At 62.2% G+C, this 20,117-nt stretch carries 20 protein-coding genes; 12 read left to right on the forward strand and 8 right to left on the reverse strand.

Going from position 1 to position 20,117, the window contains the following annotated elements; translation table 11 throughout:
• Window positions 1-5: 5 nt before the first annotated feature.
• Both dxs and J2045_RS19845 read right to left on the reverse strand, forming a co-directional pair.
• Entirely contained in the window at window positions 6-1,925 is a 1,920-nt protein-coding gene (dxs, locus tag J2045_RS19840) for a 1-deoxy-D-xylulose-5-phosphate synthase (RefSeq protein ID WP_307376213.1), read from the reverse strand.
• A gap of 89 nt (window positions 1,926-2,014) precedes the next feature.
• Window positions 2,015-2,941: a pirin family protein gene (locus tag J2045_RS19845; protein ID WP_307376215.1), complete on the reverse strand. Its 927-nt coding sequence runs from the start codon at window positions 2,939-2,941 to the stop codon at window positions 2,015-2,017.
• 322 nt (window positions 2,942-3,263) lie between these two features.
• Between J2045_RS19845 and J2045_RS19850 the strand changes: the two genes are divergently transcribed.
• On the forward strand, window positions 3,264-3,629 hold the full coding sequence (locus tag J2045_RS19850; RefSeq protein ID WP_298464306.1) for a response regulator: 366 nt from the start codon (window positions 3,264-3,266) through the stop codon (window positions 3,627-3,629).
• Between the two features lie 57 nt (window positions 3,630-3,686).
• Here J2045_RS19850 and J2045_RS19855 read toward each other — a convergent pair whose 3' ends face one another.
• Window positions 3,687-4,157, reverse strand: coding sequence for an Lrp/AsnC family transcriptional regulator (locus J2045_RS19855; RefSeq protein WP_307376217.1), 471 nt, complete (start codon window positions 4,155-4,157; stop codon window positions 3,687-3,689).
• Between the two features lie 182 nt (window positions 4,158-4,339).
• Here J2045_RS19855 and J2045_RS19860 point away from each other — a divergent pair, with 182 nt between their 5' ends.
• The 8 genes from J2045_RS19860 (at window position 4,340) to J2045_RS19895 (ending at window position 11,285) form a co-directional block, all read left to right on the forward strand.
• The gene (locus J2045_RS19860; protein WP_307376219.1) at window positions 4,340-5,131 is read left to right on the forward strand and encodes an ABC transporter ATP-binding protein; all 792 of its coding nucleotides are present in this window, start codon (window positions 4,340-4,342) and stop codon (window positions 5,129-5,131) included.
• A 41-nt stretch (window positions 5,132-5,172) separates the two neighbouring features.
• Complete coding sequence (locus J2045_RS19865) at window positions 5,173-5,943, forward strand: transporter substrate-binding domain-containing protein (RefSeq protein WP_307376220.1); 771 nt, start codon at window positions 5,173-5,175, stop codon at window positions 5,941-5,943.
• A 21-nt stretch (window positions 5,944-5,964) separates the two neighbouring features.
• Entirely contained in the window at window positions 5,965-6,690 is a 726-nt protein-coding gene (locus tag J2045_RS19870; protein ID WP_307376222.1) for an ABC transporter permease, read from the forward strand.
• Window positions 6,691-6,703: 13 nt separating this feature from the next.
• Entirely contained in the window at window positions 6,704-7,393 is a 690-nt protein-coding gene (locus tag J2045_RS19875; RefSeq protein ID WP_307376223.1) for an ABC transporter permease, read from the forward strand.
• Between the two features lie 22 nt (window positions 7,394-7,415).
• Window positions 7,416-8,648, forward strand: coding sequence for a trans-sulfuration enzyme family protein (locus J2045_RS19880; protein WP_307376226.1), 1,233 nt, complete (start codon window positions 7,416-7,418; stop codon window positions 8,646-8,648).
• 23 nt (window positions 8,649-8,671) lie between these two features.
• Window positions 8,672-9,583 (forward strand): homocysteine S-methyltransferase family protein, encoded by a 912-nt coding sequence (locus tag J2045_RS19885; protein ID WP_307376228.1) that lies wholly within the window; start codon window positions 8,672-8,674, stop codon window positions 9,581-9,583.
• Between the two features lie 113 nt (window positions 9,584-9,696).
• Entirely contained in the window at window positions 9,697-10,047 is a 351-nt protein-coding gene (locus tag J2045_RS19890) for an HVO_A0114 family putative DNA-binding protein (protein ID WP_307376232.1), read from the forward strand.
• Window positions 10,048-10,331: 284 nt separating this feature from the next.
• The gene (locus tag J2045_RS19895; RefSeq protein WP_370873179.1) at window positions 10,332-11,285 is read left to right on the forward strand and encodes a TerC family protein; all 954 of its coding nucleotides are present in this window, start codon (window positions 10,332-10,334) and stop codon (window positions 11,283-11,285) included.
• 174 nt (window positions 11,286-11,459) lie between these two features.
• Here J2045_RS19895 and J2045_RS19900 read toward each other — a convergent pair whose 3' ends face one another.
• Both J2045_RS19900 and J2045_RS19905 read right to left on the reverse strand, forming a co-directional pair.
• Window positions 11,460-11,714: an exodeoxyribonuclease VII small subunit gene (locus J2045_RS19900; RefSeq protein WP_166601140.1), complete on the reverse strand. Its 255-nt coding sequence runs from the start codon at window positions 11,712-11,714 to the stop codon at window positions 11,460-11,462.
• 2 nt (window positions 11,715-11,716) lie between these two features.
• On the reverse strand, window positions 11,717-12,652 hold the full coding sequence (locus J2045_RS19905) for a histone deacetylase family protein (RefSeq protein WP_307376236.1): 936 nt from the start codon (window positions 12,650-12,652) through the stop codon (window positions 11,717-11,719).
• A gap of 179 nt (window positions 12,653-12,831) precedes the next feature.
• Here J2045_RS19905 and J2045_RS19910 point away from each other — a divergent pair, with 179 nt between their 5' ends.
• Window positions 12,832-13,233, forward strand: a complete 402-nt coding sequence (locus J2045_RS19910) for an acyl-CoA thioesterase (RefSeq protein ID WP_307376239.1) — start codon at window positions 12,832-12,834, stop codon at window positions 13,231-13,233.
• Between the two features lie 40 nt (window positions 13,234-13,273).
• On the opposite strand, the gene J2045_RS19915 is transcribed toward J2045_RS19910, so the two are convergent.
• Both J2045_RS19915 and J2045_RS19920 read right to left on the reverse strand, forming a co-directional pair.
• The gene (locus J2045_RS19915) at window positions 13,274-14,998 is read right to left on the reverse strand and encodes a methyl-accepting chemotaxis protein (RefSeq protein WP_307376241.1); all 1,725 of its coding nucleotides are present in this window, start codon (window positions 14,996-14,998) and stop codon (window positions 13,274-13,276) included.
• A gap of 201 nt (window positions 14,999-15,199) precedes the next feature.
• A complete protein-coding gene (locus J2045_RS19920) occupies window positions 15,200-17,098 on the reverse strand; it encodes a HAMP domain-containing methyl-accepting chemotaxis protein (protein WP_307376243.1) in 1,899 nt (632 codons plus the stop codon).
• Between the two features lie 375 nt (window positions 17,099-17,473).
• On the opposite strand from J2045_RS19920, the gene J2045_RS19925 reads away from it, so the two are divergent.
• Both J2045_RS19925 and J2045_RS19930 read left to right on the forward strand, forming a co-directional pair.
• The gene (locus J2045_RS19925; protein WP_307376246.1) at window positions 17,474-18,304 is read left to right on the forward strand and encodes a TlyA family RNA methyltransferase; all 831 of its coding nucleotides are present in this window, start codon (window positions 17,474-17,476) and stop codon (window positions 18,302-18,304) included.
• Window positions 18,301-19,551 carry a class I SAM-dependent RNA methyltransferase gene (locus J2045_RS19930; protein ID WP_307376249.1) on the forward strand — a complete coding sequence of 417 codons (1,251 nt, stop codon included), beginning with the start codon at window positions 18,301-18,303 and terminating at the stop codon, window positions 19,549-19,551. Before J2045_RS19925 ends, J2045_RS19930 begins: the two co-directional genes overlap by 4 nt.
• 4 nt (window positions 19,552-19,555) lie before the next feature.
• Here J2045_RS19930 and J2045_RS19935 read toward each other — a convergent pair whose 3' ends face one another.
• A complete protein-coding gene (locus tag J2045_RS19935; protein WP_307376251.1) occupies window positions 19,556-19,861 on the reverse strand; it encodes a hypothetical protein in 306 nt (101 codons plus the stop codon).
• Window positions 19,862-20,117 lie beyond the last annotated feature (256 nt).

Here is a 20,117-nt window from a genome sequence, read left to right on the forward strand (position 1 = left end):
GTGGCTCATCCTGCCGCAATCACACCGGGCACGTCCTGGCCCAGCGCCGCAAATACCGTCTTCAGAATGCCGGCGGAATCCAGTCCGGCCTTGGCATACATGGTTTCGGGCTTGGCCTGGTCCATCCAGACATCCGGCAGCACGAGGGAGCGGACTTTAAGGCCGTTGTCGAGCAGGCCCTCATTGACGAGGAAATGCATGACATGGCTGCCGAAGCCGCCGACGGCGCCTTCTTCGACTGTCACCACCACCTGATGGTGGCGGGCGAGCTGGCGGATCAGATCGTGATCCAGCGGCTTGGCGAAACGGGCGTCGGCGACGGTGGTTGATAGGCCTGCAGCGTCGAGGTCTTCGGCGGCCAGCAGACAGTCGGCCAGGCGCGTGCCGAAAGAGAGGAGTGCCACCTTCGAGCCCTGCTTGACGATGCGGCCCTTGCCGATTTCGAGGATCTCGCCGCGTTCGGGCATCGGAACACCCACACCCTCGCCGCGCGGATAGCGGAAGGAGATCGGGCCTTCGTCGTAAGCTGCGGCGGTACGAACCATGTGCTTCAGCTCCGCCTCGTCGGCCGCGGCCATGACCACGAAGCCGGGCAAAGCGGCGAGGAAACCGGTGTCGAAGGAGCCGGCATGGGTCGGGCCGTCGGCACCGACGAAGCCGGCGCGGTCGATGGGGAAGCGGACCGGCAGCCCCTGAATGCCGACATCATGGACGACCTGGTCGTAGCCGCGCTGCAGGAAGGTGGAATAGAGCGCGCAGAAGGGCTTGAAGCCTTCGGCAGCCAGACCGGCTGCAAAGGTCACGGCATGCTGTTCGGCGATGCCGACATCGAAGGTGCGCTCGGGGAACAGCGACTTAAGCTTGTCGAGGCCCGTGCCCGAGGGCATGGCTGCGGTGATGCCGACGATCTTCTCGTCGTGGCGGGCTTCCTCGACCAGGGCATCGGCGAAGACGGCGGTATAGGCCGGCGCATTCGGCTTGGCCTTGGCCTGGGTGCCGGTGATCACGTCGAACTTGTTGACGCCATGATACTTGTCGGCAGCGGCTTCGGCGGGTGCGTAGCCCTTGCCCTTCTGGGTGACGACATGGATCAGCACGGGGCCCTTGGCATTGTCGCGGACATTGCGCAGCACGGGCAGAAGGTGATCGAAGGAATGACCGTCGATCGGGCCGATATGGTAGAAACCGAGCTCCTCGAACATCGTGCCACCGGTGACATAACCACGGGCATGCTCGACGGCGCGGGTGATGGCGCGGTCGACGGTCTTGCCGAGATAGGCGGTCAGTTTCTTGCCGAACTCGCGGAAGCCCATGTAGCTGCGGCCGGAGGCGAGGCGCGCGAGATAGGCGCTCATCGCGCCCGTCGGCGGGGCAATCGACATGTCGTTGTCGTTGAGGATGACGATCAGGCGAGCGTCAAGCGCACCTGCATTGTTGAGCGCCTCATAGGCCATGCCGGCGGACATGGCGCCATCGCCGATGACGGCGATTACCTTGCGGTCGGTCTTCGACAGGTCGGCGGCCACCGCCATGCCGAGGCCGGCAGAAATCGAGGTGGAGGAATGGGCAGCACCAAAGGGATCGTATTCGCTCTCGGCGCGCTTGGTGAAGCCGGAGAGGCCGTCTTCCTGGCGCAACGTGCGGATGCGGTCGCGGCGGCCGGTCAGGATCTTGTGCGGATAGCACTGATGGCCGACATCGAAGATCAGCCGGTCGCTCGGCGTATCGAAGACCTTGTGGATGGCGATCGTCAGCTCGACCACACCGAGGCCCGCGCCCAGATGACCACCCGTCTTCGACACGGCATCGATCATCTCGTCGCGCACTTCGCGCGCCAACTGCGGCAGATCGCGGTCCTCGATGGCCTTCAGATCTCTCGGGAACTCGACCTTGTCCAGCAGCGGGGTATCGGGCATGGATGTCACGGGCTCTTGCCTCTTCAACTCGTTTGGGTGCGCGATAGCATCCCAAGACGAACTGGGCAAATATCCGACACCACGCTGTTATATAGACGTCAACGGCCCTCCGGCAAAGGCACGAACTCTTCTTCGTCCCCCGGAACGATGTCGAATCGGCCAGTTCTCCACTCTTCCTTGGCCTGTTCGATGCGCTCCTTGGACGAGGAAACGAAGTTCCACCAGATATGTTTCTGCGTGCCGAGTGCGGCACCGCCGAACAACATCACGTGACATCCGGTCGCGCCGCCGATGAGCGTGATCTCGTCGCCGGGGCGGAAGACGAGCAGCTGGTCGGGCGCAAAGCGGTCGCCGGCAATCTCGATTTCGCCGGAGAGGATGTAAAGCGCGCGCTCTTCCTGGGTCGCATCGAAGGGGAAGCGGGCACCAGGCTCCAGCGTCAGATCGACGTAGAGTGTCTCGGAAAAGGTCTTGACCGGAGAGCGCAAGCCGCCCATCGCACCGATCACAACGCGACCCGAGGCGCCACGATCCTCGAACACAGGCAGTTCCCCCTTTGCCGTATGGGCAAAGGCGGGATCGATCTCCTCCAGCTGGTCCGGGAGCGCAATCCAGGTCTGGAGCCCCGACATCGAGAGCGGATGGCCACGCAGGTTTTCCGGCGTGCGTTCGGAATGCACGATGCCACGACCTGATGTCATCAGGTTGATGTCTCCAGGCGCAATCACAAGCTCGGTGCCGAGGCTGTCGCGGTGTTTGATCTCGCCATCGAAGAGATAGGTGACGGTGGAGAGACCGATATGCGGATGGGGGCGGACATCCATGGCTTCGCCTGCCTTCAAGACGGCCGGCCCCATGCGGTCGAAGAAGATGAAGGGGCCGACAAGGCGGCGACGGCTAGAGGGGAGCGCGCGGCGGACGGCAAAACCGCCGATATCGCTGGAGCGGGGAATGATCAGATGTTCGATGGCATCACAGGCAAAGGCGTCACCCGGGACGGGATCGTTTCCAGGGAAAAAGGACATGGGAAACCTCTTCGTTCGATCGGGCCAAGGTTATCAGGTCTCGACGCGGATCATAGAACGGATCGACTGCAGGCGCGGTGACGCATCGTTCAGTCTTTGGCTGGTCGACGGCATCTGGGCAGGCACTGCGAACGCATCACCATCGGCCTTACGGCTCCGTGCTGGCGGGAATAGGCCCTTGCGGCACACAGAATTCGGCCAGACACATCCGGCGCAGCGGACATCCGTTAATGCTTAATAAGCCACATCTAATTATTCTCGTCGCAAGCGGGACTGCCGGTGGGGTATGGCTCGCGCCCAGCACGAAGAAAACGAGGCAATCGTGGTCAAGACAATTCTGGCGGTCGATGATTCCAAGACAATCCTGTCCATGGTGACCCAGACGCTCGAAAGGGCCGGTTATACAACACTGCAGGCCGAAGATGGCATCCATGGGCTGGAAGTGCTGGAGGGCGGGGCTCCCGACCTTGTTATCACCGACATCAACATGCCAAGGCTCGACGGTTTCGGCTTCATCGAGCGGATCCGCCGCAGCGAACGATACAGGGCCATTCCCATCCTGGTGCTGACCACGGAAAACGATCCTCAGAAGCGGGAGCGCGCCCGCAAGGCCGGTGCAACCGGCTGGATCGTCAAACCCTTCGACGCTGCCAAACTCGTCGACGCCGTCGGGCGGCTGAGCAGCTGAGCCGTGACTTGCGCTTAGGGGTCGCGGAGCCGGTTGCGGATGCTCACCCCCTACGGGTCATTCCCGGACAGGAATGTGCAATCCAACCTTCACGTCGCGCAACACCACATTGGTATGCATGCGGCGGATCTGCGGGTTCTCGGCCATCAGCTGGGCGCTGATGTCATCATAGTGCTCGACATCGCGGGCGGTGATGATGGCGACGAGATCGACCTGACCCGTCACGTAGTAGACCTGCTGGACGTGTTCCTGCTTGTCGGCCCAGGCGCGGAAGCGGGTAAGCGCATCGTAATTGTCGCGCTCGATCTCCATGCCGGTGATGAAGGTCATCGGGAAATTCGTCGCCTTGCGATCCACCACCGCGATCTCGGCGGTGATGATGCCCTCATCGCGCAGCCGACGCAGCCGGCGTTGCACCGCAGAGGGTGAAAGCCCCACCTTGTCGGCAATCGCCTCAGCCTTCAGCTGGCAATCCCGCTGCACCACTTCGAGGATGCTGCGGTCGAATTGGTCTAGCTTGTCCGGCATGCGTTCTCCCTCCTCGCGCACCGCTTTTTTCGCTGCATAGCCGATTGCGGCGGATTGCGCCATCTTTCCGCAGCGCTCAGCTCGTTCGTGCAGGATTTTCCCGCAACCTTCGACAAATGCGCTCGAAATCCGCAGCTTCGGCCTCCTATGGTCTCGCAATTGTCAAACTACCTGGGATCAAGATGACAGGGACCACCCCGGCCGCGCTCGACGTGCAGGACATCCACAAGAGTTTCGCCGGCATAGAGGTTCTGAAAGGCATCTCGGCCACGGCCCGTCGGGGCGACGTCATTTCGATCATCGGCTCGTCCGGTTCCGGCAAGAGCACCTTTCTGCGCTGCATCAACCTCTTGGAAGCGCCCGACCGCGGCCGCATCATCGTGGGCGGTGAGGAGCTGAAGCTGCGCCCCTCCCGCAAGGGCAGCCTTGAGGCCGCCGACCGCAAGCAGCTGGAGCGGCTGCGTACCGGGCTTGGCATGGTGTTCCAGAGCTTCAATCTCTGGGCGCATCGCACGGTGCTCGAAAACGTCATCGAGGCGCCCGTCCATGTTCTGAAAATGCCGCGCCGCGAGGCAGTGGAGAAGGCCGAAGCGCTGCTGGCCAAGGTCGGGCTCTACGACAAGCGCGATGCCTATCCCGCCTTTCTCTCCGGCGGCCAGCAGCAGCGGGCGGCGATTGCCCGCGCGCTTTGCGTCGATCCGGCCGTCATGCTGTTCGACGAGCCGACCTCGGCGCTCGATCCGGAACTCGTCGGCGAAGTGCTGAAGGTCATCCGGGATCTGGCCGAAGAGGGCCGCACCATGCTGCTCGTCACGCATGAGATGAGCTTTGCCCGCGATGTCTCAAGCCATGTGATGTTCCTCGACAAAGGGCGTGTCGAGGAAGAGGGACCGCCGGACCAGGTGTTCGGCGACCCGAAAAGCGCTCGTTGCCGAGACTTCACCCGCAGCCTTGGTGGGCGCGGGACCGTTTGAACACTGATCCAGAACCATCCAACCAATCGGGGAAAACGACGATGAAAATGATCTCCCTTCTTCTCGCCGGTGCCGCCTTTGCCGCAACCGCCGTCACCGCCCAGGCCGAAGTGCGCTTCGGCATCATGAACGAGGCCTATCCGCCCTTCTTCGCCAAGGATGCCTCCGGCACCTGGAAGGGCTGGGAAATCGACCTGATGAACGCCGTCTGCGCGGAAATGAAGGAAACCTGCTCGGTCGTCGACGTTTCCTGGGACGGACTGATCCCGGCGCTGCAGACGAAGAAATTCGACGTGATCTGGTCGTCGATGTCGATCACCGAGGAGCGGTTGAAGACCATCGACTTCACCGACAAATACTACAACACGCCGAGCAAGCTGATCGGCCCGAAGGATGGCACGCCAGGTGCGACGCCCGAAGCCGTTGAAGGCAAGACCATCGGCATCCAGGTCTCGACCGTGCAGTCGGCCTATTATGCGAAGCACTTCGCCGACAAGGCCGAGGAGCAGACCTACGCCACCCTGGACGAAGCCTTCCAGGATCTTTCCGCCGGCCGCATCGACTATGTCTTCGGCGACGCGATCCCGCTTGCCGACTTCCTCAAGACCGATTTCGGCAAGGATTGCTGCGCCGACATGGGCGACGTGGCGGCTGATCCGTCCGTTCTCGGCACCGGCATCGGCGGCGGTTTGCGCAAGGAAGATACCGAACTCAAGGCCAAGCTGAATGCGGCGATCGCGGCCGTGCGAGCCTCCGGCAAGTATGACGAGATCACGAAGGCCTACTTCACCTTCGACGTCTACGGCGAGTAATCGGCAGGGAACGCAAGCGAGATGGCGACGGGATCAATGACGGCCTGGCAATTGCTGGCGCTTGAGCCTCCGGGCTGGGGCGGCGCGCTGTTGACCGGTGCTGCGACGACCGTCGCCATCTCGGCCTGCGCATTCTCCATCGGGCTGATCATCGGTCTCTTCGGCGCGATCGGCAAGCTTTCCGACAACCGCCCGGTGGGACTGATCCTCAAGGCCTATACCTCTGTCATCAGGGCGGTGCCGGAACTGATCCTGATCGTCGGGCTCTATTATGCCGGGACCGACGGCCTCAACCGGCTGTTGATGGCCTTCGGGTTGCCGCCGGTGGAGGTCAATGGTTTCGTGGCGGCCGTCGCCGTGCTCGGCTTCGTGCAGGGCGCCTATATGACCGAGGTGCTGCGCGGCGCGATCCTGGCGATCCCAACAGGGCAGATGGAGGCGGCGCGGGCCTTCGGCATGTCGCCATTGCTTCGCTTTCGTCGCGTGACGCTGCCGGCGCTGCTTCCCAACGCTCTGCCCGGCATGGCCAATCTCTGGATGTCGGTCACCAAGGACAGCGCGCTGGTCGCCGTCGTCGGCTATCAGGAGCTGGCGCTGACCACGCGTCTCGCCGGCGCCAATACCAAGGAATATTTCCTCTTCTTCCTGGCGGCGGCGGTTCTCTATCTGGTCATCACCCTTCTCTCCAACCTCGTCTTCCATGGCATCGAGCGCCGCGTGCGCCGGGGCCAGCGGCCGGCGCATTGAGAGAGGGACGCGCGTGAATTTCGAATGGATTGCGAAATACTGGCCGCTGCTGATCGACGGCGCCTTCCAGACGGTTGCATTGCTGGTCATTTCGGTCGGCTTCGGCTTTGTGCTGGCCGTCGGCCTCGCCTTTGCCCGGGTGAGCGGCGGGCCTGTCATCCGCAATCTCGCGCTCGGTTATTCCACCGTGTTTCGCGGCACGCCGCTGCTCATCCAGCTCTGGCTCCTTTACTATGGCGTGGGCTCGCTGCTGCCGATGGTGCCGGGCTTGAGGCAGAGCTTTCTCTGGCCGATCCTGCGCGAGGGCTTCTTCTTCGCCGCCCTCTCCTTCACGCTCAACTTTGCCGCCTATCAGTCGGAAGTGCTGCGCGGTGCGCTCTTGTCCGTGCCGAAGGGCGAGCTGGAAGCCGGTCGCTCGCTCGGCATGAGCCCCTTCATGCTCATCAGACGCATCTGGCTGCCACGGGCCATCCGCACGGCGCTGCCGACGATTGCCGGCGAGATCGTGCTGCAGCTGAAAGCCACGCCGCTCGCCTTCACCGTCACCGTGATGGATCTCTATGCGGTCGCCTTCAAGGTCCGTCAGGACACGCTTCTCGTCTACGAGCCGCTGCTTGTGGTCACCCTCTTTTATGTCGCGCTGACTGCGCTCATCACCCGTGCCTTTGGCGTGGTTGAGGCGCAGGTGCCGATCCGCCGCTGATGCGGTCCGAAAGTGAAATTCCATGACGAATGTCTTCGCGACCCATCCCCTGCCCGCGTCTGCCGGTCCCGAAACCCGGGCGCTCGATGCCGGCCTGGTGATCGATCCCACGACCGGGGCGATTGCGCCCAATGTCTCGATGTCGGTGAACAATGCGCTGATGCCGGGCGACGGGGCCTTTTCCGCCGATGGCGTCGCCGATCTCGCCGATCTGCCCTATCTTTATGCCCGCTGGACGAACCCCACTGTGCGGCAGCTGGAGCAGCGGCTGGCGGCTCTCGAAGGCGCCGAGGATGCGCTGGCGACGGCGACGGGCATGGCGGCGATTGCCGGTACTCTCTTCACCTTCCTCAAGGCCGGCGATCATCTCGTCGTCTCGGATGTCTGCTATGCGGGCGCTGTCGAACTCACCCAGCGCGTGTTGCCGGATTTCGGCATCGAGGTGACACCGGTCAACATGGCACGGCTCGATCTGGTTGAAGCCGCCATGCGACCGAACACGCGGCTCGTGCATTGTGAGAGCCCCGTCAATCCGATCCTGCGTATCGTCGATCTCGAAGCGCTGGCGGCCATTGCCCATAGACACGGGGCGCTGATCTCGGTCGATTCCACCTTTGCCACGCCGGTTGCGACACAGCCGCTCACGCTCGGCGTCGATCTCGTCATCCATTCGCTGACCAAGTTCATCAATGGCCATGGCGACGTGCTGGGCGGGGCCGTGATCGGACGGAAGCAACTGATCGCCCGTATCAGGGGTCGCGCCGGCGTCTATCTCGGGGCGTCCCTCTCGGCCCAGTCGGCCTGGCTTATCATGCGTGGCATCGACACGCTTTATCCGCGCATGCGCATGGCGTCAGACAGCGCCCTTGCGGTCGCCACCTTCCTGGAAGGGCATCCGGAGGTCGAGCGGGTCATCTATCCGGGTCTCGCCTCCCACCCGCAGCATGATCTCGCCAAACGCCAGATGGACGTGTTCGGTGGCATGATCGGCTTTCGCACGCGGGGTCCCAGGGCCGCCGCCGATCGGCTGGCCGAGCGACTGCGTGTCATTCACTACGCCTTTTCCCTCGGGCACCAGCGCAGCCTCGTGGTGCTGCTCGACACCGAGGAGATGATGACCTCGACCTTCCGCCTCACGGGCGAGGCCCTTTCCGATTATCGCGCCTATGCCGGCGACGGGCTCTTCCGCCTGTCGATCGGCCTCGAGACTACAGGCGACATAATCGCCGATCTCGACCAGGCACTTACCCCCTGACCGCATCCGACGGAGACTTTCCCATGGCAGATACCATCATCCTCGACGGCGGCATGAGCCGCGAACTTCTCCGGCTCGGGGCGGAGCTGAAGCAGCCGGAATGGTCGGCGCTGGCGCTGATCAACAGCCCCGAGATCGTCCGCCAGGTGCATGCGGAATTCATTGCAGCCGGTGCCGATGTCGTCACCACCAATTCCTATGCGCTGGTGCCCTTCCATATCGGCGAAGAGCGGTTCCGCAAGGACGGTCCGGCTCTTATCGCGCTTTCCGGCAGACTGGCACGCGAGGCTGCGGATGCAGCAGGTCGCAAGGTGGTCGTCGCGGGGTCGCTTCCGCCGATCTTCGGCTCTTACGAGCCGGAGAATTTCGACCCGTCGACCGTGCAGGATTATCTGAAGGTGCTGGTTGCAAACCTGGCCCCCCATGTCGATGTCTGGCTCGGCGAGACGCTCAGCCTGATTGCCGAGGGCGAGGCCGTGCGCAAGGCGATCCAGGCTCAGCCGAAGCCGTTCTGGATCTCCTTTACGCTGGCCGACGATGCAGCCCAGGTGGCCGGTGGCGAGCCGAAGCTGCGCTCGGGCGAGACCGTGCGGGCGGCAGCGGAATGGGCGGCGGGCTCTGGGGCTCAGGCACTGCTCTTCAACTGTGCCAAGCCCGAAGTGATGAAAGAGGCCGTGGAGACGGCAGCGGCCGTCTTTGCCGAAAAGGGTGTGAAGCTGAAGATCGGCGTCTATGCCAATGCCTTCGAGAGCGACACCGACGACAAGGCCGCCAATGAAGGGCTGCATGATACTCGCGGTGACCTGACGGGCGATGTCTATTCGCGCTTTGCCTGCGACTGGGCCGAGGTGGGCGCGACCATGATCGGTGGCTGCTGCGGGATCGGGGCTGAGCATATCCACCGGGTAGCGGGCGCGCTTCGGGCCCGGGCCTAGGCCGTCGCATTTACCTCGATGACGTTGACGAACCGATGGCCTGCGAGGACAGTGACTGGATTGTCACTGGCCTAGATCAGTTACCGCGTGGAACGACTGCGAGGAGAAACGATATGACGAGAGAACTGGACGTACATGTCGGCGGCGGTTTTGATGCCTTGCAGGCGCGGGTCGGTGACGCCTTGCGTCGGCAGCGGGAAGGCGAGCCTGTCCATGAGGATCATCTGACCTTCGTCGACTGGGACGCATTTGCCCGGACTATGACGGCAAAGCGGCTGGAGTTGCTGCGCTATCTGCACCGCAATCCGCAGGAAAGCGTTGCAGCGCTTGCCCGCAACTTGCAGCGCGACTACCGGCGTGTTCACGAGGATGTGGAGCTTTTGACGGCAGCCGGGTTGATCGCACGAGACGGTCTGGCACTTTCCACCGGTTATGATGAAATTCGCACTGTGATCGCGCTCTAAGCCGACACTCGGGCAGATGACGAATTATGTCATTCCTGTGTTTTTTTCTCGGCGGCGCTCTTGAACTCCGGATGACAGGCCCCATTTGAGCATCTGCGGACCGGGCCCCTCTGACGACGGTTTACCCTCGTGATGTCGGACCGCATCGAGCACGCTCGATGCCATGCCCGGACCGGACCTCTCTTCAGCGAGACCGTGCGCGCGTTGCATCGAGCCCGGTCAATGCAACAGAGGTCACACAATTGGAACTCCTGCTCATTCTGTTTCTCGGCAAACCACTCTGGATGTGGTTGCTGTTCATTCTCCTCGTCGTGGCACTTCTTGCCTTCGACCTTGGCGTCCTCAACAAGAAGGACCATGAAATCGGCATCGCCGAAAGTTTGAAGCTTTCGGCCATGTACATCACGCTGGGCGTTCTCTTCTCCGGCTTCATCTACTGGCAGATGGATACGACCGCGACCGCGCAGTATCTAACCGCCTTCGTGGTCGAGAAGACGCTGGCGATGGACAATATCTTCGTCATCGCGCTGATCTTCAGCTTCTTCGCCATCCCGCGCGAATACCAGCACCGCGTGCTGTTCTGGGGCATTCTCGGGGTCATCGTGCTGCGCGGCATCATGATCGGCCTCGGCGCGACGATCGTCGACCAGTATCACTGGGTTCTCTACTTCTTCGCCGGCTTCCTGATCCTGACGGGCGTCAAGATGCTGTTTGTCGCCGACAAGGAGCACAAGATCGAGGACAATGCCCTGATCCGCTTCCTCAAGCGCCGGATGAACGTGACGGAGGAGATCCACGGCCACGCCTTCATCGTCAAGAAGCCGGATCCGGTGACGGGCAAGATCAAGCGTTTTGCCACGCCGCTCCTGCTGGCGCTCGTCATGATCGAGATCGCGGACCTGGTGTTCGCCGTCGACTCAGTGCCGGCCGTCTTCACGATCACGACCGACCCGTACATTGTCTACACGTCGAACATCTTCGCGATCCTGGGTCTGCGCGCCCTTTATTTCGCGCTGGATGCCATTCTGCACCGCTTCGCCTATCTCAAATATGCGCTTTCGGTGCTACTGATGTTCATCGGCTCGAAGATCTTCATAGCCTGGGGCATGGGCTGGGAGAAGTTCCCACCGGAGTGGTCGCTCGGCATCACCTTCCTGATCCTCGGCGTCGGCGTTGGTTACTCGCTGTGGAAGACCGGCCCATCCAAGGCCGTGGAAGCCAGGAACCCGGCCGAGTAAGGCTGAGGTTTCCAGACACCGAACGACGAATGGCCCCGCAAGGGGCCATTCTCATTTCCGGGGGATCGTTTGTCTTCAGAGGCTAGCGGCCATGCAAAAGGCGGCGGATGAAACCATCCGCCGCCTTTTTTCTGCAAATCGATCTATCGCCCGGGGCCGTCTCCCGGTGATTGCTTACGCGCCGTCGAGCGGCTCCACGCCTGCAGGCTTGCCGGCGCGATCGAGGCGGATCTTTTCGATGCGGTTTTCGGCAGCCGACAGCAGCTGCTCGCAATGCTTTTTCAGAAGCTCGCCGCGCTCATAAATGGCGATGGAGTCTTCCAGCGCCACGTCGCCGCGTTCCAGCCGCGCCACGATGCTTTCGAGCTCGGCCACGGCCTTTTCGAAGGAAGTGCCGGTGAGATCGGCGGGAACGGTGGCGTCGGACATACTCAACCCTTCATCAGTCTCAAGATGTGCAGGCCTGCCGATTCGGCGAGGCCTTCGAGATCATAGCCGCCTTCGAGCAAGCTGACGACCCGGTTCTGGGCGAAACGGTCGGCGACTTCCAAGAGCCTTCCCGTCGCCCAGTCGAAATCCTCGCCGACCAGATTGATCTGGGCGAGCGGATCGCGGTGATGGGCGTCGAAGCCGGCGGAGATCAGAATGAAGTCGGGCGAAAAATCATGGAGGGCGGGGAGCACGCGGCTCTTGAAGGCCTCGCGGAAATGGTCCGAGCCGACATTGGGGGAGAGCGGCGCATTGACAATGTTGCGATGCTTGCCCGTCTCGTCCTTGGCGCCCGTGCCGGGATAAAGCGGCATCTGATGGGTCGAGCAGAAGAGCACCGACGGATCGTCCCAGAAGATGTCCTGGGTGCCGTTGCCATGATGCACGTCCCAGTCGACGATCGCGACACGCTCGACGCCATAGGTCTTCTGCACATGGCGGGCGGCGATCGCCACCGTGTTGAACAGGCAGAAGCCCATGGCTTTCGACTTTTCCGCATGGTGGCCCGGCGGACGGCCAGCGACGAAGGCGTTGTCGGCCTTACCGGTCATCACGTCATCGACGGCTGACATCGCCCCGCCGATCGCGGTCAAGGCGACCTGCAGGCTCTTCTGCGAAGCATAAGTGTCAGCCTCCAGCTGGTTGATGCGATCCTCCTCTTCCGGGATCTGGCGCATCACGGCAAAAAGGTGCTCCTCGGGATGGGCGAGTGTCACCGCATCCTCATTGGCCTGGCTTGCCTCGATCCGCTCCAGCCGGGCGAAGTTCGGATGCTCCAGCGCGATGTTGAGCGAACGCAGCCGGTCGGCCCTTTCGGGGTGTCCTTCCGGCGTGTTGTGTTCGAGGAAGATCGGGTTCTCGTAAAGACGGGTGGCCATGGGGATCCTTCCGGGGGTCGCGGAGAACATAATGCGCGACACTGTCATCTTCCACCACGGATGGCGGTTTTACCCAGATGGCGCGCAGGTGCGCGACGCAGGGACCATGTCGGACATCTTGTGAAGCTGCATGGGATGCCGTTAGATGCCGCTCACATTGGGAGAACGCGGGAGAGGGCATGGACGAGATCGAACGGGTGGAGGTGAGCGGGCTCGTCGTCGCCTATCGCGACATTGGACCGACGGGGGAAATGCAGGCCGCGGCCTATGTCATTTACGCCGAGGAAGCCGTGCGGCATTTCTGGCGCTACCGCCCGCCGCTGGAAGGCGAACCGCTTTACAGCCCGACCAAGATCGAAGTCCGCCTGCACCAGCCATTGCGCTTCGAAGACCAGATCCGCATGACCGTTCAGGTTGACAAGATCGGCGGCAAATCCGTGGGTTTCGAGGTCGCGATGGAGAAGGACGGACAGACGGCCGCCGAGATCGACGTCACCTGGACTGCGCGGGACGCAGACAGCGGTGAGCCAGTCGCCCTGCCCGAAGACATTCGCGACTGGCTTTATCGATACGTTCCCTGAAGACGACGTTGCGCCCCGGGGGCGCAGGCCGCTCGTGTTCTCAGGCTGCGATGGTGTGGCGGCCACGCATATGGGTACCGCCGGCAGCCGCCGACGAGCCTGGTTCGCGTCGCGCCGCACGGCGGTTGAGCTTGAAGATATCAACCAGCGTCTTCATCTTGCCAGCCCCGACAGCCATGATGTCACTGGCCGTCGAGATGCTGGACACCAGACCGGCATTCTGCTGGGTCGCCTGGTCGAGTTGGTTGACGGCATTGTTGATCTCGCCGAGGCTCGAGGCCTGTTCGTTGGCACCGGTCGCGATGGCATCGACGTTGAGATTGATCTCGTTGACGAACTTCTCGATCCGCTCCAGAGACGAGCCGGTGGCATTGACCAGCCTCACCCCTTCGGCGACCTCGTTCGTCGAATTGAGGATGAGGGCGGAGATTTCCCGGGCGGCGGCGGCAGAACGCTGGGCGAGTTCACGGACTTCCTGCGCCACGACCGCAAAGCCCTTGCCGGCATCGCCTGCACGCGCCGCTTCGACGCCGGCATTGAGCGCGAGAAGGTTTGTCTGGAAGGCGATCTGGTCGATGACGTCGATGATGCTGCCAATCTCCTTCGAGGCATTCTCGATGCGACCGATCGCCTCGACAGTGGAGCGGACCACCTCGACCGATTGACCGGTCGCCGCGCGCGCCTCCTTGACGATATCGCGGGTATCGCGCGCGCGCACCGAGGCCTCCTTGACCGTGGCGGTAATCTGCTCCAATGCGGCGGAGGCCTGTTCGAGGGCCGCCGCCTGCTGCTCGGTGCGCCGTCCCAGGGCTTCGGCGTCATCCTTCAGGCTCTGGCTGTTTTCGGTGAGGGCCCCCGTCTCGCCGAGCACGTTTTCCAATGTCTTCTGGAACTCTGCGATCGCGGTGTTGAAGTCGGTGCGCAGGCGTTCGAATTCCGGAATGAAGGGGTCATCGATCGTCACGCGGATGTTGCATTCGGAAAGGCGCGCGAGACCTGCGGCGATGGCATCCACCGCCTGGACACGCCCTGTCACGTCGATGGCAAACTTCACCACCTTGAAGACCCGGCCGTCCTCGTCGAAGATCGGATTGTAGGAGGCCTGCATGACGATCTTGCGGCCGTCCTTGCGGATGCGGGTGAATTCGCTCGACTTGAATTCGCCGGCGCGCAGATCCTTCCAGAAGGCCTGGTATTCAGCGGATCGGACGTATTCGCCATCACAGAACATGGAATGATGCTTGCCAACCACCTCTTCCAGCTTGTAGCCGACGGCAGAGAGGAAATTCTGGTTGGCGGTCAGGATCTGTCCTTCCGGCGTGAATTCGATCGTTGCCTGGGCGCGGGAAATCGCGTTGAGCTTGCCGCCATTTTCCAACTCGGCCCGTTTGCGTTCGGTGATGTCGGTGGCGAACTTGATGACCTTGTAGGGCTTTCCGCCGCGCATGATCGGGTTGTAGGAGGCTTCGATCCAGATCTCCCGACCGCCCTTGCCGAAGCGCTTGTACTGGGCGCTGAAGAAGTCTCCACGGCTGAGACGTGCCCAGAAGTCACGATACTCGGTCGACTGTGCGTATTCCTTGCCGACGAACATGCTGTGGTGCTTGCCGACGATTTCAGCCAGAGGGTAACCGACGGCGCTGCAGAAATTCTCGTTGGCGGTGAGGATGGTGCCGTTGACCTCGAATTCGATGACGGCCTGGGATCTGTCCAGGGCATTGAGAACAGCACGGGGTTCATTTCTGAAGAGTGTCAGGAGAGACATGGTTGCACCTCTGGTTTGCAATTACCCAGAGTTTATTTTGTCTTTTCTATATAAACAGTTACTAACATTTATTGAAACTTGCTCCGGATGGACATTTTGCGTCCACCGGCGGGCGTAAGAAGTAGACAACGCCCTGCTGCACAAATGAAAACGCCTCTGCCGGAGCAGAGGCGTCTTGCATATGAGTGATGGAGAGGAGTGTCAGAACTCGCTCCACTCCTCCTTGACCGCAAGATTGCCACGAACAGCGGGGGCGCGGCGCGCCGTCGGCTGAGCGGCAGCGGACCGATGCTCCACAGGCGCTGCGGCAGACGCGCGACCGGACAGGTTGAACTGACCGACCAGGGAGCGCAGGCGTGCCGCCTCCTGTGCGAGTGCCGCCGAGGCAGCCGTCGACTGCTCGACCATGGCCGCATTCTGCTGCGTGGACTGGTCCATCTGGTTGACGGCAGTATTGACCTCCGCGAGGCCAGTCGACTGTTCGCGCGCCGAGGTGGCGATGGCATCCATCAACTGGTTGATCTGCGAGACATAATCACCAATCGCCTTGAGAGCGACGCCTGTATCGCGGACCAGCTTCACGCCGCTGTCGACCTCTGTCGAGGAATTCTGGATGAGGCCCTTAATCTCCTTGGCGGCGCTGGCAGACCGCTGGGCAAGCTCGCGGACCTCCTGGGCGACGACCGCAAAGCCCTTGCCGGCTTCACCGGCACGCGCTGCCTCGACACCGGCATTGAGGGCCAGCAGGTTGGTCTGGAAAGCGATCTCGTCGATCACGCCAATGATGTTGGAAATCTGCTGCGAGCTCTCCTCGATGCGGCGCATGGCCTCTTCGGCATTGGAGACGACATCAGCCGACTTCGCCGCATTCTGGTTGGCCAGGATGGCCACCGAGCGCGCTTCCTCGGTGCGTTTGGAAGACGTCGAGACGTTGACGGTGATCTCGTCCAGGGCTGCTGCGGTCTCCTCCAGCGAGGCGGCCTGCTGCTCGGTGCGCTTGGAAAGATCATTGGCACCGGAGGAGATTTCGCGGGTGCCGTTATCGATGTTCTCGACCGACTGCATGACGGAGGAAAGCGTCGTGCCGAGCTGCTTCAGCGAGGCGTTGAAGTCCTGGCGCAGCGATTCGTATTCGGCCGCGAAAGGTTCGCTCAGCTGGAAGGAGACATCCCCTTCCGCAAGCCGCTTCAGGCCTCCACCCAGCGTCGTGGTGGCAAAGCGGAGTTTCTCGGCCTCCTCGGCGGCGCGGCGGCGGCTCTCTGCGTCCTGATGGCCTTCGCGGACACGCGCTTCCTCGGTCTGGCGCTCCAGTTCACGATTGGTCATTCCCGCCTGACGGAAGACCTCGACGGCAGCGGCCATGTCGCCCACTTCATCGGCACGGCCCTCGAAGGGGATCTGCGCTTCCAGATCGCCACCGGCAAGATTGCGCATGGACGCCGAGATGCGGGCGATGGGGCGGGTAACGCCGAGGATGGCATAGGCAATGCCGCCGAACGCGAGGAGGAGGGTAGCGGCGGCAATGCCGAGCGTGGTCATCAGATTGGTGCGATAGACAGCGCCGCTTTCGGCGACCGCCTTGTCAGCATTGGCAATCACCGCGGCGACCAGTTCGTCGACGACAGCATTCACCTTTTCGGACTGTACCTTCATCTTGCCCTTGAACAGGCTCGTGGCGACCAATGTCTGGCCGTCCTTCTTGATCTCGATAAGTTCCTCACCCAGAACCTTGTAGGCCTCGAATTCCGGCTTGAAGGCAGCGATCAGCTGGCGTCCCATCTCCGTACGGGCGCCCGCCTCGTAGTCGGCAACGGATTTCCTGACCACGTCGGCCGTATCGTTGATGCCCTTGACCTCGTTCTCGATTTCACCGGGTGTGGATGCCATGATCAGCTTGGAATAGGCGAGGCGCATGAGGTTGAAGTTACCCTTCATCTCGCGAGCCAACACCATTCGAGACATCCAGTAATTGCCGATCTCTTCGGTATTTCCATGCAGCTTCTGCAGGCTGAAGACGGAGGTCGTGGACAGAGCCAAAATGGCCACCGCTATCACGCTGAGCAAGCTGGTAAGAGCCATCTGGATGGATAGGCGTTTCATGAAGGATTCCCCTGTGCATGACAGACTGAAAAGTCGACGCCTTATTTAGATTTAAATTGATTAATACTTCCTGTTTTAGATTGATCGACCTCCTGCGCGAGAAAAAAAGAAGCCCCCCGGGCCCGAAACCGGAGGGCTTCTATTGCTGCCGGCCAGAAGGAGGAGGGGCCTGCAGTGCTGTGTCGGAGCGCGCCGCTTGGGAGGGAGGAATGCATCGCGCCGGCAGGTGAACATTAGGATGAATTGCTTAAACGATCCCTAATAAAACCTGGAATGGACCAAATTCTGCATTCCGCAACCCCAGCCTCCCCGCATCCATGGCGCCCTATTCGAAAAACACTTGCGCCGCGGCGCATCTCCCCTCATTGACGGGACATGAAAAAGCTTCCCGAACCCCAACGCCTCGACCAGCTGCTGGTCGCCCTCGGCCTCTTCGCCAGCCGGTCCCGTTCCCGTGATGCCATCCAGCGTGGCACGGTGAAAGTGGACGGCAAGGTGGTGGCCAAGCCCAGCCTCGTCTTTGCGGCCACCCATCAGTTCGAGATCGACGATCCCGCGCAGGACTATGTATCCCGCGCAGCGCTCAAGCTTGTCGCCGCACTCGACCATTTCAACCTCTCGCCCGAGGGGTGTCACTGCCTGGATGTCGGCGCCTCGACCGGTGGCTTCACGGAGGTGCTGCTGAAGCGTGGGGCGGCGCATGTGACGGCGATCGATGTCGGTCACGACCAGATGCATCCGCGGCTTCTCGCCGATCCGCGCGTCACCAATCTCGAGGGGTTGAATGCCCGCTATCTCGAGCCTGAGGACTATGATGATGAGCCCTTCGACTTCCTCGTATCCGACGTTTCGTTCATCTCCCTGAAGCTGGCGCTTGCCCCTGCCCTCGACCAGGCCGAGCCCGGCGCGCATTGCCTGCTGCTGGTCAAGCCGCAGTTCGAGGCTGGGCGCGATGCGATCAGCAAGGCGGGGCTGCTCAAGGAGCCCGAGACGGCGCCGGTGGTGGCAGCCGAGCTGGAGCGCTGGCTGACGGAAGACATGGGCTGGACGAGCCTCGGCCTCATCCCCTCCCCGATATCAGGCGGTGATGGCAACGAAGAATTCCTGCTGGCTGGCGTGAAGCCTGATGACGCCGACCGGGAGGACGATGAGGGCGACGATACTGACGACGAAGGCGATCTCGACATCGAAGGGGATGACGCATGAGCGCTGAAACCGTGACGATTTCGAGCCTCGGCGCCAAGGGTGACGGGGTCGCGCATGGGGCTGATGGCCCCATCTTCGTGCCCTTCGCCCTGCCGGGGGAAAGCGTCTCTATCGCGCGGGTGAAGAGCGAGGGGACAATCATGTCCTTTGCCAACACATCGCCGGATCGGGTGGAACCGCGCTGCAAGCATTTCGGCCCAGATGGCGTTGGTGGAGTATGCGGCGGGTGTTCGCTGCAGCACATGGCCATGCCCGCCTACAACGCCTTCAAGCGACAGGTGCTGATCGACGCCTTGAAATCGAAGGGGATCGACGCGCCAGTGGCTGAGATCTTCGAAGCCCATCCGCATCAGCGTCGTCGGCTCGTCTTTACCGCACGTCGGCGAGAGACGGGCCTGGTCATGGGCTTCATGCAGGCGGAGACGCATCACGTCGTGCCAGTCGAGGAATGTCCCATCGCTTCGGACGGGCTGATCTCCCGGCTGGACGCGATCAAGATCATCGCCAATGCTTGCGGTGCCGAGCATTTCCGCATCACGGTGACCGAGACGACAACCGGCCTCGACATCTCGCTCGACGGCTTGCGGGGCGGGCTGGGCGACCAGGAACGGCGCGCAGTCACCAATGCCGTCATCAAGCTCAAGGGCATTGCGCGCGTCTCGGCCAATGGCGAGATCGTCATCGAACCGCATAAGCCGCTGCTCGACTTCGGTGGCGCCCGCGTGGTGCTGCCACCCGGCGGCTTCACCCAGGCGACACATGAGGCCGAGGAACACATGGCGGCACTCGCCATCGCCCATATCGGCAAGGCAAAGAAGGTCGTGGATCTCTTCTCCGGCGTCGGTACCTTTGCGCTGCGATTTGCCCGTGCATCCTCCGTGCTCGCGGTCGAGTCTGACGAGAAGGCGGTGAAGTCGCTGGATTTTGCCGCCCGCAACACCCAAGGCCTGAAGCCCGTGACAGTGGAGCGGCGCGACCTCTTCCGCCGTCCGCTGATGACCTCCGAGTTCAAGGGCTTCGACGCCGTCGTCTTCGACCCGCCGCGGGCGGGTGCGGAGGTGCAGTGTGCGGAACTGGCCAGATCGCAGGTGAAGAAGGTCGTCGCGATCAGCTGCAACCCGCTGACGCTTGCGCGCGACCTCTCGATCCTGATCTCCGGTGGCTATCGGATCGACACGGTCACGCCAATCGACCAGTTCCTCTGGTCGCCGCATGTCGAGGCGGTTGCGACGCTCACCAAGGGCTGACGGCTCAGTAGGTCAGAAGCGTGCCGGAGCCGGTGACGTTGGCGCAGCGGCACCGACCGCCGACGCGCCCCGCCTTGGCCGGGCAGGACACCTGGCCGCCACCGCCGACGCTGCCGGACTGGTCAATGACGCAGATATATCGCTGCGGACGGACGCGCTGGCTCTGCTGCGGAGCAGACTGGGTCTCGCTGATCACATCGTTGGAATCATTGACCAGAACATACGGAAGGCTGCCATACGACGTCGTTTCGGCAACCGAAACGGTGACACTGGCAAGCAGGCTGAGTGCGACACAAAACAAACGCAACATGAAAACCTCGACAGGGATGTTCGAAAGCGATCGCCTCACCAACGTGCGATCCAATGACCGAACGCCTGAGGCGGGGCATGGTTGCAGAGACTAGCGGCAAAGGCTGAACGCAGGCTGAACCGCAGGCATGAGAAACGAGAAACGGCGCCTCAGGGGCGCCGTCAGACTGCTGACAAACCCCTGGTCACATCCAGGGGTTTATGATTCACTGGGACATGTTGAAGAAACCTGCTCCCGAACAGACGGCTCTTGAGAT

It is taken from the genome of Peteryoungia aggregata LMG 23059 (assembly GCF_030814435.1).
GTDB classification, from domain to species: Bacteria; Pseudomonadota; Alphaproteobacteria; order Rhizobiales; family Rhizobiaceae; genus Allorhizobium; species Allorhizobium aggregatum.